At 53.5% G+C, this 13,490-nt stretch carries 16 protein-coding genes and 1 tRNA gene; 10 read left to right on the top strand and 7 right to left on the bottom strand.

The genetic code is table 11. The features are described 5' to 3' along the window. Positions 1 to 37 precede the first annotated feature (37 nt). Positions 38 to 196, top strand: coding sequence for a DUF5993 family protein (locus V6575_RS23305; RefSeq protein WP_422785518.1), 159 nt, complete (start codon positions 38 to 40; stop codon positions 194 to 196). A gap of 8 nt (positions 197 to 204) precedes the next feature. Beyond that, positions 205 to 765 (top strand): disulfide bond formation protein B, encoded by a 561-nt coding sequence (locus V6575_RS04700; RefSeq protein ID WP_340272953.1) that lies wholly within the window; start codon positions 205 to 207, stop codon positions 763 to 765. A 126-nt stretch (positions 766 to 891) separates the two neighbouring features. Here V6575_RS04700 and V6575_RS04695 read toward each other — a convergent pair whose 3' ends face one another. Then, complete coding sequence (locus V6575_RS04695) at positions 892 to 1,542, bottom strand: alpha/beta family hydrolase (protein ID WP_340272952.1); 651 nt, start codon at positions 1,540 to 1,542, stop codon at positions 892 to 894. Positions 1,543 to 1,776: 234 nt separating this feature from the next. Between V6575_RS04695 and V6575_RS04690 the strand changes: the two genes are divergently transcribed. After that, on the top strand, positions 1,777 to 2,547 hold the full coding sequence (locus tag V6575_RS04690) for a sterol desaturase family protein (RefSeq protein WP_422785527.1): 771 nt from the start codon (positions 1,777 to 1,779) through the stop codon (positions 2,545 to 2,547). Between the two features lie 7 nt (positions 2,548 to 2,554). Here the strand turns inward: V6575_RS04690 and V6575_RS04685 are convergent, their stop codons facing one another. Beyond that, complete coding sequence (locus tag V6575_RS04685) at positions 2,555 to 3,409, bottom strand: transporter substrate-binding domain-containing protein (RefSeq protein ID WP_340272948.1); 855 nt, start codon at positions 3,407 to 3,409, stop codon at positions 2,555 to 2,557. 79 nt (positions 3,410 to 3,488) lie between these two features. On the opposite strand from V6575_RS04685, the gene V6575_RS04680 reads away from it, so the two are divergent. Next, on the top strand, positions 3,489 to 5,318 hold the full coding sequence (locus tag V6575_RS04680; protein WP_340272946.1) for a glycosyltransferase family 2 protein: 1,830 nt from the start codon (positions 3,489 to 3,491) through the stop codon (positions 5,316 to 5,318). Positions 5,319 to 5,373: 55 nt separating this feature from the next. Here the strand turns inward: V6575_RS04680 and V6575_RS04675 are convergent. After that, a tRNA-Gly gene (locus tag V6575_RS04675) sits at positions 5,374 to 5,447 on the bottom strand. A 167-nt stretch (positions 5,448 to 5,614) separates the two neighbouring features. Between V6575_RS04675 and V6575_RS04670 the strand changes: the two genes are divergently transcribed. Continuing rightward, positions 5,615 to 6,403, top strand: a complete 789-nt coding sequence (locus V6575_RS04670; RefSeq protein WP_340272945.1) for an ion transporter — start codon at positions 5,615 to 5,617, stop codon at positions 6,401 to 6,403. Positions 6,404 to 6,543: 140 nt separating this feature from the next. Continuing rightward, positions 6,544 to 7,359 carry an ion transporter gene (locus tag V6575_RS04665; RefSeq protein WP_340272944.1) on the top strand — a complete coding sequence of 272 codons (816 nt, stop codon included), beginning with the start codon at positions 6,544 to 6,546 and terminating at the stop codon, positions 7,357 to 7,359. Positions 7,360 to 7,441: 82 nt separating this feature from the next. On the opposite strand, the gene V6575_RS04660 is transcribed toward V6575_RS04665, so the two are convergent. Further along, positions 7,442 to 9,100, bottom strand: coding sequence for a lysine--tRNA ligase (locus V6575_RS04660; protein WP_340272943.1), 1,659 nt, complete (start codon positions 9,098 to 9,100; stop codon positions 7,442 to 7,444). A 235-nt stretch (positions 9,101 to 9,335) separates the two neighbouring features. Here V6575_RS04660 and V6575_RS04655 point away from each other — a divergent pair, with 235 nt between their 5' ends. Continuing rightward, on the top strand, positions 9,336 to 9,749 hold the full coding sequence (locus tag V6575_RS04655; protein ID WP_340272942.1) for a tellurite resistance TerB family protein: 414 nt from the start codon (positions 9,336 to 9,338) through the stop codon (positions 9,747 to 9,749). A gap of 19 nt (positions 9,750 to 9,768) precedes the next feature. Here the strand turns inward: V6575_RS04655 and apaG are convergent, their stop codons facing one another. After that, positions 9,769 to 10,161: a Co2+/Mg2+ efflux protein ApaG gene (gene apaG, locus V6575_RS04650; protein ID WP_340273345.1), complete on the bottom strand. Its 393-nt coding sequence runs from the start codon at positions 10,159 to 10,161 to the stop codon at positions 9,769 to 9,771. Positions 10,162 to 10,328: 167 nt separating this feature from the next. On the opposite strand from apaG, the gene V6575_RS04645 reads away from it, so the two are divergent. Continuing rightward, positions 10,329 to 10,934 carry a CDP-alcohol phosphatidyltransferase family protein gene (locus V6575_RS04645; protein WP_340272941.1) on the top strand — a complete coding sequence of 202 codons (606 nt, stop codon included), beginning with the start codon at positions 10,329 to 10,331 and terminating at the stop codon, positions 10,932 to 10,934. 83 nt (positions 10,935 to 11,017) lie between these two features. Here V6575_RS04645 and V6575_RS04640 read toward each other — a convergent pair whose 3' ends face one another. Beyond that, positions 11,018 to 11,347: an ArsR/SmtB family transcription factor gene (locus V6575_RS04640; RefSeq protein WP_340272940.1), complete on the bottom strand. Its 330-nt coding sequence runs from the start codon at positions 11,345 to 11,347 to the stop codon at positions 11,018 to 11,020. Positions 11,348 to 11,452: 105 nt separating this feature from the next. Between V6575_RS04640 and V6575_RS04635 the strand changes: the two genes are divergently transcribed. Then, positions 11,453 to 11,803: a putative quinol monooxygenase gene (locus V6575_RS04635; RefSeq protein ID WP_340272939.1), complete on the top strand. Its 351-nt coding sequence runs from the start codon at positions 11,453 to 11,455 to the stop codon at positions 11,801 to 11,803. A gap of 64 nt (positions 11,804 to 11,867) precedes the next feature. Here V6575_RS04635 and V6575_RS04630 read toward each other — a convergent pair whose 3' ends face one another. Continuing rightward, positions 11,868 to 12,785, bottom strand: a complete 918-nt coding sequence (locus tag V6575_RS04630) for a LysR family transcriptional regulator (RefSeq protein ID WP_340272938.1) — start codon at positions 12,783 to 12,785, stop codon at positions 11,868 to 11,870. 75 nt (positions 12,786 to 12,860) lie between these two features. Between V6575_RS04630 and V6575_RS04625 the strand changes: the two genes are divergently transcribed. Further along, positions 12,861 to 13,469 carry a LysE family translocator gene (locus tag V6575_RS04625; protein WP_340272937.1) on the top strand — a complete coding sequence of 203 codons (609 nt, stop codon included), beginning with the start codon at positions 12,861 to 12,863 and terminating at the stop codon, positions 13,467 to 13,469. Positions 13,470 to 13,490 lie beyond the last annotated feature (21 nt).

Here is a 13,490-nt window from a genome sequence, read left to right as displayed (position 1 = left end):
AGCTTACGTCCGTTGAAGTATAATTTCGAGGCTAGGCATGTATTTGAGTTTATTATTTCTGATGCTCATGGTGACGTTGATCTGGGCAGCTTATGGCTCCTTGCGCGGGGCCAGCGTTTTGACAGCAGCAACGTTTGTTGTGGCTGTTCTCGTGTACTTGCATCATGCAACTGATACCCTTCCCCTGTCATTTTGAGGCGCGCCGTGATTTCTCAACGCAATGAATTGCTCTTGAATGCCTTTGGGCTATTGGGCATCTCGGTCACTCTGGCAGTGGCTTTTCTTTTTCAGATCCTTGGCGGCGAACTTCCCTGTCCCTTGTGCTTGCTGCAGCGGGCAGGCTTTCTGCTGTTGGCAGTTGGGCCTGTTCTGAATATCTGCAAAGGGCCAAAGTCCGCTCACTACGGGATCACAATTCTGGCCGCTATCGTGGGAGCTGGCTTCGCTGTACGACAGGTTCTGCTTCACATCGTTCCAGGTGATGGCGGATACGGGTCAACAGTTATGGGACTCCATATGTACACTTGGTCCCTGATTATCTTCTTGGGCGGGATTGTCGCTTGCGCTGTAATGCTGTTGTTCAGGTCGCCGGAAAATGATGCTGCTGTTGAAACGAAAGCAACAGTGCTGCGTGTTTCCGTTATCGGCAGCATTGCCGTTGCCAGTGTGATTGGTCTGGCAGGGCTGAATTTTGCAAGCACCGTCGTTGAATGCGGGTTTGCGACCTGTCCAGATAATCCAGTCAGCTACATTTTGCTGAAGTAGATCATTTCACGTTATATCCTGATAAAACGTGTGAAAGTACTCTGACGCGTTAAAACGATAAGTGAATTTGTCCGCCATTGTTGAAGCAGCAGATTCAACAATGGCGGGCTTTTCTAGATCCGTGCCTCAGGCACCTGTCAACTTCCTTGCGAAGGTCGCAGTCGCTTTCGCAGCGTCCTGGATGTTGCTGGCAAGCGTTGCTGGTGATTTTCCTCTTGGGCCAAAGTCATGGTTGCCGTCTTCCAGATAGTGAATGGCCACATGATCGGGCAGAGTGATCCCGTCGAGCTCTTTCTTTGAACCAAAGGGATCACGATCACCCTGCAGAAGCTGGATTGGACGTTTTGACTCTTGAAGGGGGGCAAGGCGCCATTCTCCCTCAGGTTTTCCATCCGGGTGGAATGGAAAGCCAAAACAGGTAACGCCAAGAACGCGGGGGGGCAGGGATGAGCCTCCAGCAAGCATGGCTGCAACACGTCCACCCATGGATTTACCACCAACCAAAATCGGACCCGGGGTATCCTTGAGGATGCCTTGCAGAGCCGTTTGGAATTCACCGATCAGTTTATCCGCCTTAGGGGGCGGGCGTTTTGCGCCTCCGGTCCGGCGGGCGGCCATATAGGCGAACTCGAAACGCGCCACCGCGATGCCTTCGGCTTCCAAAGACGTTGCCAGCCGTGTCATGAACGCTGAATCCATGGTCGCTCCGGCTCCATGGGCAAGCAGTAGGGTTGCCACTGGATCGCTGTCCGGTCGCGTCCAAAGGTAGTCAGTCATGGTGAGGTCATCCGTATGGGCAAATGGGTCGGCGGAAAGCCATCTTGATATCTTGTATGATTGTCTGGCGTAGTATGTTTCGTTCTCGACTGCAATGGCAGGCGCACCGCGAGCGCGACCGGGGCAAGTAACGAGGCACAGGAACAGGGTCAATCAACGGAAAAGGACCGACAGGTGGCAGAATTGGATGTTGGAACGCTTCGGCTGGTCTTTTTTCTCAGTATATTTACCGTAATGGCTTGCATTGAGCTTCTGCTGCCTTATCGCGAGCTCTCTGTTGATCGTGTCTCTCGCTGGCCGACCAATTGGGGCATCGTGGTTCTTGATGCAGTCCTTGTTCGCCTGATCTTCCCCATCGGCGGTGTTGGCCTTGCCTATTGGGCGCAGTCGCAAGGGTTTGGTGTTTTAAATTGGGTTGGTTGGCACGGTTGGAGCGCAGCAGTCTTGGCATTTCTGATCCTTGATCTTGCCGTCTGGTTTCAGCATTGGGCGGCGCACAAGGTTCCGTTGCTTTGGCGCTTGCACCAGGTTCATCACGCTGATGGAGACATGGACGTCACGACAGCGCTCAGATTTCATCCATTTGAGATCTTGTTGTCTTTTGTTTGGAAGGCACTTGTGATCGTTCTGTTGGGCGCGCCAGTGGAGGCAGTGCTGGTGTTCGAGATTGTCTTGAATGGTGCAGCTATGTTCAATCACGCCAACGCCTCCTTGCCCAAGGGGCTGGACCGTGTCTTGCGTTGGGGCATTGTGACCCCGGATATGCACCGGGTCCATCATTCAGCAGAACCGTGTGAAACAGATTCCAACTACGGCTTCAACCTTTCCATATGGGACAGAATTTTCAACACCTATACTCAACAGCCTGCCAAGGGACATCTCGGCATGACAGTTGGCCTGTCAAAGGATATGGCTGTTGGTGCGCGCAAGTTTCATTGGAGCTTGGCATTGCCGTTTCGACCTCTCGAAATGCGCAGACGCCGTAAATCCTCTGACGGCAAGTGAATACCGCTCAGTAAAAGCTCAGCGGGAAATAGCGCAAATAGAGTTCACGGAAGGTGCCTTTTTGAACCAGAAGCCTCAATGCATATTCAATGGCTTCTGCGCGTTCAATGTCTTGCTTGCGAACGGCGATCGACAAGCCTGTATCGAAATATCCAGGTTCCAACCACGGTCCTCCGGAGAAAGAACAACAATCCTGCGAGGTTTCGCTGTTCAGCCAGAAGGCGAGTGATAGGCCATCGCCAAAATGGGCGTCGGCCGTTCCATCCTTGACGGCTTTGCGCGCTTCCGTGGCCGTTTGATAGGATTGTAAAAGCGCGCTGGGGAAGAATTTCAAGGCAAAGGCTTCATGGCGGGAGCCCGCTGCGACAGAAATCCTGACGCCGGCAAGTGCGTTTTCATCGAAGGTGGAGGCGCCATCGCGCCTGACAATAAAGCGTGCGGGGAGTTTAAGATAATCCGGCGAAAACTGCACTGTGTCGCTCAAGGCTGTGGAGGGCCCCAGCCCGGAGATGATTGCATCGCCTTCGCCTTCCTCCAGTGCTGGCACAAGTGCGTCAAATTCTTTGATCCTCAGAGAACAGGAGCTGCCGAGCTCAAGGCAAATAGCTCTTGAGAGATCGACGTTGAAACCTGTGAGACGGCCAGTGGCATCGCGAAAGACGAAGGGCGGATAGGCGTCAGTTGCCAGGAACTGGATTTTCTCAGGGAAGCTCTCTGGCCTGTCCTGAATGCCCTTTGGATCACCAAAAACAGGAATGACTGGCTTATCTTGATTAGCCTGGGCATGTACGCTTGGAAATATATGCGCAACTATAAGTAATAATAATATTGAAATATATACTATTGCGAGAATTGCTTTCATGTGGCCAAATGTTCCCCAGGGGCAAAGATTTTGGCGAGCGCGAACTCGCATCAGTCAATAACGTGCTGGGGGTATGATAGTGCAAGAACAATATTCAGGCGAGTTAGAGATCCTGCGTTTAAGAGGGATTGCTGATGGTATTTTGCAAACGGCCAGCCGCGAGGCTGAGAAACTCGGTATCTCCCCCGCTGAATATCTGGTGAGCCAGTCAATCGTCAGCGAAGCTGCTGTCTATAGTGCCCTTGCAGAGCACTGCCGCGTTCCTTTCGTTCCGGAAATGGGGTTTCGGCCCCAGTCAGTGAACGGCATTCCGCTTGGCTTTGGCAGTCTGGATAATGGTCCGTTGTTGATTGGCATGAGCCCGACAAGTCCCCAATACATCATCGCGCCGGAATTCGATCAGTTCGAACAGGTGACAGCGCATTTACATAACAGCCCTGAATTGACAGATCAGGTTAGGATTTCGACACCGAACGCCATTCGATATGCAAGTACGGTTCTGAACGCGCCGTCGGGAGATCTTGAGAGCCGGTTTCCTGAATTCAGTGCGAAAGCAAGGTTTTCAAAGACGCAGCTGGGAACGCTGGTGGGTGTGGCTGCTGCCTTTCTTGTTGGTTTTTTAGTACCGAAAGATTTTCTTTTTTATAGCCTTTCCTCTTTATTTTCATTGGCTTGCGCCTTGGCTGGAATTGCAAGGTGGACGAGTGCGAAATCCACTGAACGGGATCAGATGGATCTTATCTTGCCTGTTGCATTCCAAGCTCCGGAAATTCGGTGGCCGACCTACACGGTCCTGGTGCCTCTATACCGGGAAGCGGCTAGTGTGTCTGACTTGGTCCAGGGGCTTCGCCAGATTGATTATCCGACAGATAAATTGGACATCAAATTCTTGCTTGAGTGCGATGACCTGGAGACGAGGAAAGCGTTTCGGGGAAATCTGGACGATCACATGGAAGTGGTGATTGTGCCGGAAGGCTTTCCGAGAACCAAGCCGAGGGCATTGGCCTATGGTTTGGAAAACGCTGCTGGTGAGTTCATCACCGTTTATGATGCAGAAGATAGGCCACAGCCTGACCAGCTTAAAAAGGCAGCGCTGTTTTTCACCCTGGGGCCTGAGAATCTGGCCTGCCTTCAAGCACGCCTTGCAATTGATAATGCCGATGAAAGCTTTTTCACGCGGCAGTATGCTCTGGAATACGCCTGCCTGTTTGATCAGGTTCTGCCTTGGTTTTATCAGCAGGAATGGCCATTTCCACTGGGAGGCACATCCAATCATTTCCGGCGTGCTGTGCTTGATAGCATTGGCGGTTGGGACAAGTATAACGTTACAGAGGATGCGGATTTGGGTATTCGGCTGGCCCGGTTTGGATATCTATGTGGCGTCTTTCCCAGCACGACTTATGAGGAAGCCCCGATAAGCTTCAAGGCTTGGCTTCATCAAAGGTCCAGGTGGTACAAGGGCTGGTTGCAAACCCTCTGTGTTCATCTGCGGGAGCCAGCCAGAACACTGCGTGAGGTCGGCGCAACGCGCTTTGCAGTTCTGACGGCCATGATTGGCGGAAGCTTCGTCATGATGGCCTCGCACCCGTTCATTGTGCTTGCATTCCTGGGATATATTTCAGGACTTCTTGCCTTTCCAAACAGCGACAATTTTGCACGGGATATTTTCTTGGCTCTGTGTCTTTGTGGAGCTGTTCTTGGCTATGTCGGCGCTGCAATGGCGATGATCAGAGCTGGGCGACGCCGTAATTACCGCCCGAACATCGCTGACTTGATCTTGCTTCCAGCCTATTGGCTTTGTGGAAGTGTTGCCTTCTACCGTTCTGTCTGGGAATTCTTCATGCAACCATATGTCTGGAACAAGACGGAGCATGGTGTATCTCAAGGAAGGCGAGATGACGCAACGTAGATTTCGCAGATCGCGTCTGTCAAACTTGAGGTTCTGGCGGTTTATTGAGTGATTTTGGAGCGGGTGAAGGGAATCGAACCCTCGTCATCAGCTTGGGAAGCTGCTTCTCTACCATTGAGATACACCCGCTCAGCTCTCAGCTTTTTTGCGCTCTTGCCCGCTGACTGTCAAGTTGGAACTCCCTGCAAAAGACCCTGTGCTTCTGTTAAAATGCTCTTGCGATTACGGCGTGAAAAGACCATTTTCCGCCAGTCGAACAACGAAGTGAAGCACGAGACCAAAGGGCAATGACGACCATGCGTGAAAGAATGCGGACGCTTATTGAATCGCAGGCATGGGAAACGGTAATCATCGCCATTATTGTCTTGAATGCGATCACTCTTGGACTGGAAACAGCGCCCAGTGTGACAGCCCACATCGGCGGCCTTTTGACATTGGCTGACCGGATTATTCTGGCCGTTTTCGTGGTCGAATTGCTGATCCGTATCTACGCTTATCGAGGGGCCTTCTTCAAGGATCCGTGGAGTCTTTTTGACTTTACCATCGTCGGAATTGCACTCCTGCCTGCCAGCGGGTCCCTGTCGGTACTCAGGGCGCTCAGGATCTTGAGGGCATTGCGCCTGATCTCCGTGGTGCCATCGTTGCGGCGCGTTGTGGGGGGATTGGTCGCCGCGCTGCCAGGCATGGGGGCCATTGTAATCTTGATGGCACTGGTTTTTTATGTTTTTGCCGTGATGGCAACCAAGCTTTACGGTGCGGCTTTTCCTGAGTGGTTTGGGTCGCTTGCGCTGTCCCTTTACACACTTTTCCAGATCATGACGCTGGAAAGCTGGTCAATGGGGATCGTTCGCCCGGTGATGGAAGTGTTTCCAAATGCCTGGCTCTTCTTTGTGCCCTTTATCCTATGCACGGCCTTCACGGTCCTCAACCTCTTTATCGGTATTATTGTCGCTGCCATGCAGGAAGAGCATGACCAGGACGCTGATGCGGAACGCAAGAAGATCCACATCGAAACGGAAATTATTCTCGCTGAAGTGCGTCAACTCAGGGCCGAGTTGGCCTCTTACAAACGCGATCTAGGCTGAAGGAATTTTGCTGCAATAAGCGAAATCGGATCACGCATTTGCAAGTCTGAACGTCCTGCTATGTGAAGCGGGTATGTGGATGCAAGTGGATGAGGGAACGCGAGCTTTCAAGACGATTACGCAGTATACTGGAAAGGGCGATGCGTGGGCTGATCCTTGCGCATTCGTTCTTGGTTGGCCTTAAGACATTCGAAGACCAATTCGTTGCCTGGCACGATCTGATTAACGCCCTCCAAACTGCAGTTCTTGCGATCTGTGTTCTGGAAATCATCTTACGAGTGGCGTTGGACCGGCTGCGGTTTTTCTATGATTTCTGGAATATCTTTGAAGCGTCAGTGGTGATTGTTGCTGTCCTTTCGAACACGCCAGCAGTGATTGTTCTGCGTCTGCTGAAGGAACTGCAAGCTCTTTCTGCCTGGGGGCCGTTGCCCGGATTTTTGCGCCGTACTTTAAGAGGGGCTCGACATGTCGGCATCGCACTCCTGCTGACAGCGCTTGTGTTTTATGTCTTTGCCATTCTGTCTCGTGAATTCATGAGTGAGACAATGCCTGACCGGTTCGGCAATGTCGCAGATGCGTTTCAAACACTGATGCGCATGGCTGTTTTGGAAATCCGGACCATGGATCTTCTGCAAGACATTGCGCAGCAGGAACCGTTGGTGTGGCTATTGATGCTCAGCCTCTGGGGATGCATGGCCTTCATCCTGCTGAATTTCCTTCTATCGCTGTTTCCACTGCCTGTTGCAGAACGTGTTGAAATTGAAGTCACAGAAGTCCAGGTGTCGCCAACGCAGTTGATGCAAATGGAGACCGAGCTGGTCGAGGAGGAGTTTGCAGTGGAAGCAGAGGCCGAGAGGCTGTTGATCCGCGCGGAGACTGCAAGGATACTCGACGAAGTGCGTGGCTTACGAGAAGAGATGATCAGTTATCGCGAACGTTACAGGCGTCGGATCTAAAAAAGCCGGTTAATAAAAGAATGTGAAAAAGGGCAGCTCTTGAGGCCGCCCCTTTGTCTGTCATTTCGTGCCATTGGCCGTTTTATACGACGAGGTCTTCCCTCAAAGCTTTTGCGATCAAGGCCCGCGTTTCTGTAATGCCGTAGAGTGCAACGAAAGACCCGAACCGTGGGCCACGCTCCTGGCCAAGCAGGAGTTGATACAGCGCCTGGAACCAGACCACTGAAACGCCAGGCCCACCGTCCGGGCTTTTCTTCTTCAGGTCCTGATAACGTTCAATGGCACGGGCAACATCCAGCGCCGCATCCTGAATTGTTGCACCGTCAGCATCTGCCGGAAGGGCGGCAAGGCTTGCGTCCAGTGTCTCCAGCGCAGTCCGCTCTACGTCATCCGGCGCGCGGAAAGATTTGGCGGGTTTGACGAAATCGTCGAAGTAGCGAATTGCATAGCCGACCAGGCCATCGAGCTGGGGGTGCGTCTGCGCAGTCACGCCCGGAGCATAGCGGGTGATGAATGCCCACAACACGTCCTTGTTCTCCGCGTTCGAGGCAGAGACAAGGTTGAGTAGCATGGCGAAAGGCACGGGCATGTCGATTGCTGGCACATTGCCGGAGTGGATATGCCAGGCCGGGTTTGTCAATTTTTGGTCGGGCGCCATGTCAGCGAACTTGGAGGCGAATGTATAATATTCGTCCACTGCCTTCGGAATGACGTCGAAATGGAGTTTCTTGGCCGACTTTGGCTTCTGGAACATGTAGAGAGACAAGCTCTCAGGCGCAGCATAAGTCAGCCACTCGTCAATCGTCAGGCCGTTGCCCTTGGATTTGGAGATCTTTGACCCGTCATCCGCCAGGAACAGCTCATAGACGAAATGGTCCGGTGCCTTGCCGCCGAGGATCTTGCAGATCTTGTCGTATATCGGCGCGTTCGTCATGTGATCCTTGCCGAACATCTCAAAATCAACGTCAAGAGCTGCCCAACGCGCGCTAAAGTCTGGCTTCCACTGAAGCTTCACATTGCCGCCGGTCACCGGCATGGTGATGTCGGTTCCGTCTTCGCCTTCGAATGTGATCGTGCCGTCCTTGGCATTCACATCCTTCATCGGCACATAGAGCACGCGACCTGATGTCGGGGAAATCGGCAGGAACGGGCTGTAGGTCGCCTGACGCTCTTCGCCCAGGGTCGGCAGCATCACATCCATGATTGCCTGGTACTTTTCGACCGCCTTCAGCAGGATCGCATCCAGTTTTCCGGACTTGTAGTATTCTGTCGAGCTGGCGAACTCATAATCAAAGCCGAAAGTATCCAGAAAACGGCACAGGATGGCATTGTTGTGATCGCCAAAGCTCTTGTATTCGCTTCCGAACGGATTGGGAACGACACTGAGAGGCTTGTGCAGGTGCGGTTCCAGGAACGATTTGTCTGGCACGTTGTCCGGGATCTTGCGCATGCCGTCCATGTCATCGGAAAAGCATAGAAGGCGCGTCGGGATCTTGTCCTCGGTCAGCAGCCGGAAGGCGGTGCGGACCATGGTCGTGCGCGCAACTTCACCGAAGGTTCCAATGTGGGGCAGGCCTGATGGGCCATAGCCTGTTTCAAACAGAACAGGCTGAGCCGGATCCCGCTTCTCGATCCGCTTGACCAGTTTTCGCGCTTCTTCAAAAGGCCAGGCTTTTGTAGTCTGGGCGGCTTCAATAAGGTCCGCAGAGAAGTCCAGCGATGGCAGAGAGCGGTCGGTCATGATTGGGATCTGTTCTTGTTATCTTGAAAATGAAAGATGGCGTGGATCACCGTGTCGGTAGATCTGCGACTTTGGGGCGACACTAGAAAAGCAGCAGCCTTCCGTCAACGAGGTTATGGGAAGATATGAGAAGTTGTGGCAGGCTTATGTCTTGAAGGTAAACACACAACAGCTTAACTGTCAGCGTGTTGGTCGTGAAATCGGCTGAGCGGCGTATGAAAGGCAATGGCAGACTATGAGCGATACAATCAGCATTCAGGAAGCCCTCATTTATGTGATGGTGATTACATCGGCTTCTGATGCCAGCATGACGGACAGTGAACTGGCGACCATGGGAGAAGTGGTCAAGACCCTTCCGGTGTTCAAAGGGTATGAAAGTGCCAATGTCCTGCCTGCAGCGCAGCGGTGCGGCGAGCGTCTTCAGGCGGAGACTGGCTTGACCGATGTCCTTGGGTTGATCGCCGACATTCTGCCTGTGCATCTGTTCGACACAGCCTATGCGCTGGCTGTGGAAGTTGCAGCTGCTGACTTGGGTGTGTCGAAGGAAGAGCTGCGTATCCTTCAGCTCCTGCGGGATCGCTTTTCTCTCGACAAGCTGACGGTCGCAGCTATCGAACGTGGTGCTATTGCCCGTCACAAGACGGCTTGATGGCCAAGCTTCACTCAGCCTAGTTCAGGCTTCTTATACCGTCTGGTAGATCCAGGGAAAATGCGGGAATGGCGATATCGAACGGGTCGCCTTCTTCCCGCTCCATGCCATAGCTGCCCTGCATGATGCCGGATGGCGTCTTCAGCGGACAGCCTGAGGAATATTCATAGGTTTCGCCGGGCTCTATCCAGGGTTCTTCTCCCACGACCCCGGCACCACGGACTTCTTCGACCCGGCCCAGAGCATCCATGATCTTCCAGTAGCGCGTGCGCAGTTGAACAGGAACATCTGAATCGTTGCGGATCTCGACCATATAGGCCCAAACGTAATGATGGCGGGCCGGATCGGATTCGTCGTCCAGATAGTAAGGTTCGACTGAAACCTCAATGCGGTTTGTGGTGGCGCGATACATGCCTGACAACTCAATTCACCTGTCTTTTTCTAGCCCGTAATGGCCAGCCTTTTGCGGAGCTTATAGAGCGGTTGACGCAGACGTGAAAGAGAAGAGCTTGCCGGGGCCGCTTAGTTTTCGCATTTAATGTGACCAATCCATCCGTTCCAGACAAGATGTCAGCCCAAATGTTCGATGCACGCCTTCGCCCTCTGATTGACCCTACCTTGAACAAGGGCGGGCGCTGGCTTGCCGAAATGGGGATCCGCGCCAATCATGTGACCTTCATCGGGTTCGGTTTTGGCGTCGCAGCCGCCTTGTTCATCGCGCTGGGCAGCCTATGGCTCGGTCTTCTATGCGTTGCGCTCAACCGTCTGTGCGACGGACTGGATGGGGCGGTCGCGCGGATCAACGGCAAGACGGATCTCGGCGGTTATCTTGATATTGTGCTGGACTTCTTTTTCTACGGTGCAGTGCCGCTGGCCTTTGCCGTGATGAACCCGGGTGCCAACGCATTGGCCGCGGCTATGCTTCTGTTCAGCTTCTACGCCAACGGATCAACCTTTCTGGCCTTTTCGACCATGGCTGAGAAACGTGGGCTTGAGACGGACCGGCAGGGATCAAAGTCTCTCTATTATCTAGGAGGTCTTGCCGAAGGCGGTGAGACGATCGCGGTGTTTTGTGTAATGTGCCTGTGGCCGTCCGGCTTTGCGATCCTGGCCTATGGCTTTGCTGCCATATGTGTCTTGTCGGCAGCGGCCCGCGTCATTGGCAGTGCGAAGCTGTTGTCCTGAAGGGGAGGATCACTAGCCGGTGGGTAACACCGACCATACCGCCAAGTCCTACCGTCGGCTATCGTGCGTAGAACCGGTGCTGATCAAATGTCTTCCTTTGCCTCAACCTCACCCGCAAGCAGATCCAGCAGACCAGGGAACTTCGTCTCCAGTTCGGAACGTCGCAATGTTGCGGCCCGGCTGTTGCCACGGTTGACCTGACGTACCAATCCAGCTTGTCTCAATATGCGGAAGTGATGGGTCAATGTCGCCTTGCTGACCGGCAAGTTGAAGGACGCGCAGGTTCGCTCCGTGCCAGCCTTTGCCAGAACAAGCTCTCTAATGACTTTACGGCGCATCGGGTCAGCCAGCGCCGATAAAACACTGCCGAGCGACATTTCTGCAAGCTCCGGATGGCCTTCCTCATCGGGCATGGTCTTCTTCCTGACGTGACTTGGAGGGAAATATTTAAGGTACGCCTTGCGTCATACCTTAAACTTCAATAGGTATGGTAAAAATCATACCATAGGAGTTACCCCATGTCGAACACGTCTTTTGATCTTCCGCTGCCTGAGGACGGAGAAACAGCGCCTTATTCACTTGTCGGATCTGCCCGTGCATTGCCTGGAAAGGCTGATGAGCTTGAAGCGGCTTTGCTGGCCATGGTGTCACCGACCCGCAAGGAAGAAGGTGTTTTGCAGTACCATGTTCATCGTGATCGCCATGACCCTGATCTCTTCATTTTTTATGAAGCCTGGCGGACGGTGGGCGATCTGAAAGAGCATCTCGCCATGCCCTACATACAGTCTTTCCTGTCCCGCCACAAAGAGCTGGTTGATGGCGATCTTCAGGTGACCTGGTTAAAGATGCTAAGTTCCTATGAGAGTTGAGTGATCGTCCGCCAACCCACTGATGGTCGAGACGGGTTGCAGACAAGGCATGGTATGTGAAGGCTCAGTGTCCAAAGTCGCAGCTTTCACAATACTTCCAGAACAACTCGGCAATGCTTGAGCGCAGGGCTGCTTGCGGGCGGGCAAAGAAAATCTGTCTCCGGGCCGGGGGATGGAGTGGGCATGCTGTCACACCGGATATCCAGGACGGGACAGCTAATTCAGCAATAACCGAGATCCCGAGCCCAGCCCGGACCGAGGCCACAATGGAGCTGACTTGCATGATCTGGTGGTGAATGCGGGGGACCTGACCGGAGTTGGCAAACCACTGCAGCACCTGCGGGGCGCTTCCACCTTTCGTTAGGATGAAGGGAAGACTTGCAAGCTCCTTCGCAGTCAGGTTCGCCTTAAGGGTCAGTGGATGGGTCTCGGGTAAAAGGGCAACAAGGCGGTCTGAGGCGATGGGTAGGACGTCCAGTTCTTCCTGGGGCGGATCAGACAGAACGGCGCAATCCACCAGTCCTTCGCGCAGTGCCTCCAGAACGTCCTGATCTGTGTATTCGTAAACCTCCAGGCCAATCTCGGAGTGTTTTGCAGAGAATGCCTTGAGCAGTCTTGGGAGGATGTGCGTGGACGCAGAGGCTCCGAATGAGCCGACGCGGACGACGCCTTTGAGGTTTCGCCGGACCTCTTCCAATTCGTGCAGGGTGTTGGCTCGAAGCTGATCCATCTTGACCGCATAGAGCGCGATGGTACGGCCTTCTTCGGTCAGCGTCAGGGGGCGTGTGCCTCTGCGCAGAAGAGGTAGCTTGAGGCGTTTTTCCAGCTGGGCAATGCCTTTGCTGAGTGCAGGTTGGCTGATGCCCAGCGATCTTGCTGCATCCGAAACACTGCCGGTCGTTTCGACCCGGTGAAGCCCGCGGGCCACCGAGGCAGGAATATCGCCGAATAGATCTTTGGGTATGGATTTGTCTGAATTCATAGCTTCAGGTTATTAGTCTATTCCCGCAGAGTTTTCTAGAGAGCACATGTATCGGAGCTTTTAGGAACACTCGTCATGACAATTGAAACATGGGCGGCCTTCGCCATCGCGTCGTTAATTCTGACGATGACGCCTGGGCCGAGTATTTTGCTGGGTGTGGTGCATGCCTTGAAATTCGGAGTTCGCCGAACGACCTTCACCGCTCTGGGAGATATCACCGCCAACATGCTGCAAATGCTGATCGTCGCCATTGGTTTGGGTGTGGTGATCGCCCATTCGCCCATGACGTTTCAGGCCATCAAATGGTCCGGAGTGGCCACTCTGGCTTACATGAGCGCGAAAATGATGTTCGGACGCCAAGCTCCTGTGGAGATGACAGAGCAGGGGCTCAATGTCTCACGGGCGCAGCTTTATTCTGAAGGTTTTATGGTGGCGTTCTGCAATCCGAAGGCACTTGTGTTTTTCACCGCCTTCTTTCCTCAGTTCCTGGATCCGGCAGAGCCAATCTGGTCACAGCTTGCGCTGATGTGCCCGACCATGGCCATTCTGGATTTTACTCTGGTGATGACCTATGCGTTGACTGCCAATCAGTTTTTAGGCTTTTTGCGCCGACATCCAAATGTTCTGAACAGGGCAGGGGGAACAGCCCTTCTGGGAGCCGCTGGCTATCTGTCGCTGGCATAGAAAGAAAAAAGGGAGGCCGTC

The sequence above is a fragment of the Roseibium algae genome, assembly GCF_037783265.1.
GTDB lineage: Bacteria > Pseudomonadota > Alphaproteobacteria > Rhizobiales > Stappiaceae > Roseibium > Roseibium algae.
This window is presented reverse-complemented; position numbering and strand designations above follow the sequence as displayed.

Bases quoted from the DNA above. Each gene is read 5' to 3' on its own strand.
- V6575_RS04685 (WP_340272948.1), bottom strand. From the start codon at position 3,409: ATGAAAGCAATTCTCGCAATAGTATATATTTCAATATTATTATTACTT.
- V6575_RS04625 (WP_340272937.1), top strand. From the start codon at position 12,861: ATGACAATTGAAACATGGGCGGCCTTCGCCATCGCGTCGTTAATTCTG.
- V6575_RS04690 (WP_422785527.1), top strand. From the start codon at position 1,777: ATGGCTTGCATTGAGCTTCTGCTGCCTTATCGCGAGCTCTCTGTTGAT.
- apaG (WP_340273345.1), bottom strand. From the start codon at position 10,161: ATGTATCGCGCCACCACAAACCGCATTGAGGTTTCAGTCGAACCTTAC.
- V6575_RS04670 (WP_340272945.1), top strand. From the start codon at position 5,615: ATGCGTGAAAGAATGCGGACGCTTATTGAATCGCAGGCATGGGAAACG.
- V6575_RS04630 (WP_340272938.1), bottom strand. From the start codon at position 12,785: ATGAATTCAGACAAATCCATACCCAAAGATCTATTCGGCGATATTCCT.
- V6575_RS04655 (WP_340272942.1), top strand. From the start codon at position 9,336: ATGAGCGATACAATCAGCATTCAGGAAGCCCTCATTTATGTGATGGTG.
- V6575_RS04635 (WP_340272939.1), top strand. From the start codon at position 11,453: ATGTCGAACACGTCTTTTGATCTTCCGCTGCCTGAGGACGGAGAAACA.
- V6575_RS04640 (WP_340272940.1), bottom strand. From the start codon at position 11,347: ATGCCCGATGAGGAAGGCCATCCGGAGCTTGCAGAAATGTCGCTCGGC.
- V6575_RS04665 (WP_340272944.1), top strand. From the start codon at position 6,544: ATGCGTGGGCTGATCCTTGCGCATTCGTTCTTGGTTGGCCTTAAGACA.
- V6575_RS23305 (WP_422785518.1), top strand. From the start codon at position 38: ATGTATTTGAGTTTATTATTTCTGATGCTCATGGTGACGTTGATCTGG.
- V6575_RS04645 (WP_340272941.1), top strand. From the start codon at position 10,329: ATGTTCGATGCACGCCTTCGCCCTCTGATTGACCCTACCTTGAACAAG.
- V6575_RS04695 (WP_340272952.1), bottom strand. From the start codon at position 1,542: ATGACTGACTACCTTTGGACGCGACCGGACAGCGATCCAGTGGCAACC.
- V6575_RS04660 (WP_340272943.1), bottom strand. From the start codon at position 9,100: ATGACCGACCGCTCTCTGCCATCGCTGGACTTCTCTGCGGACCTTATT.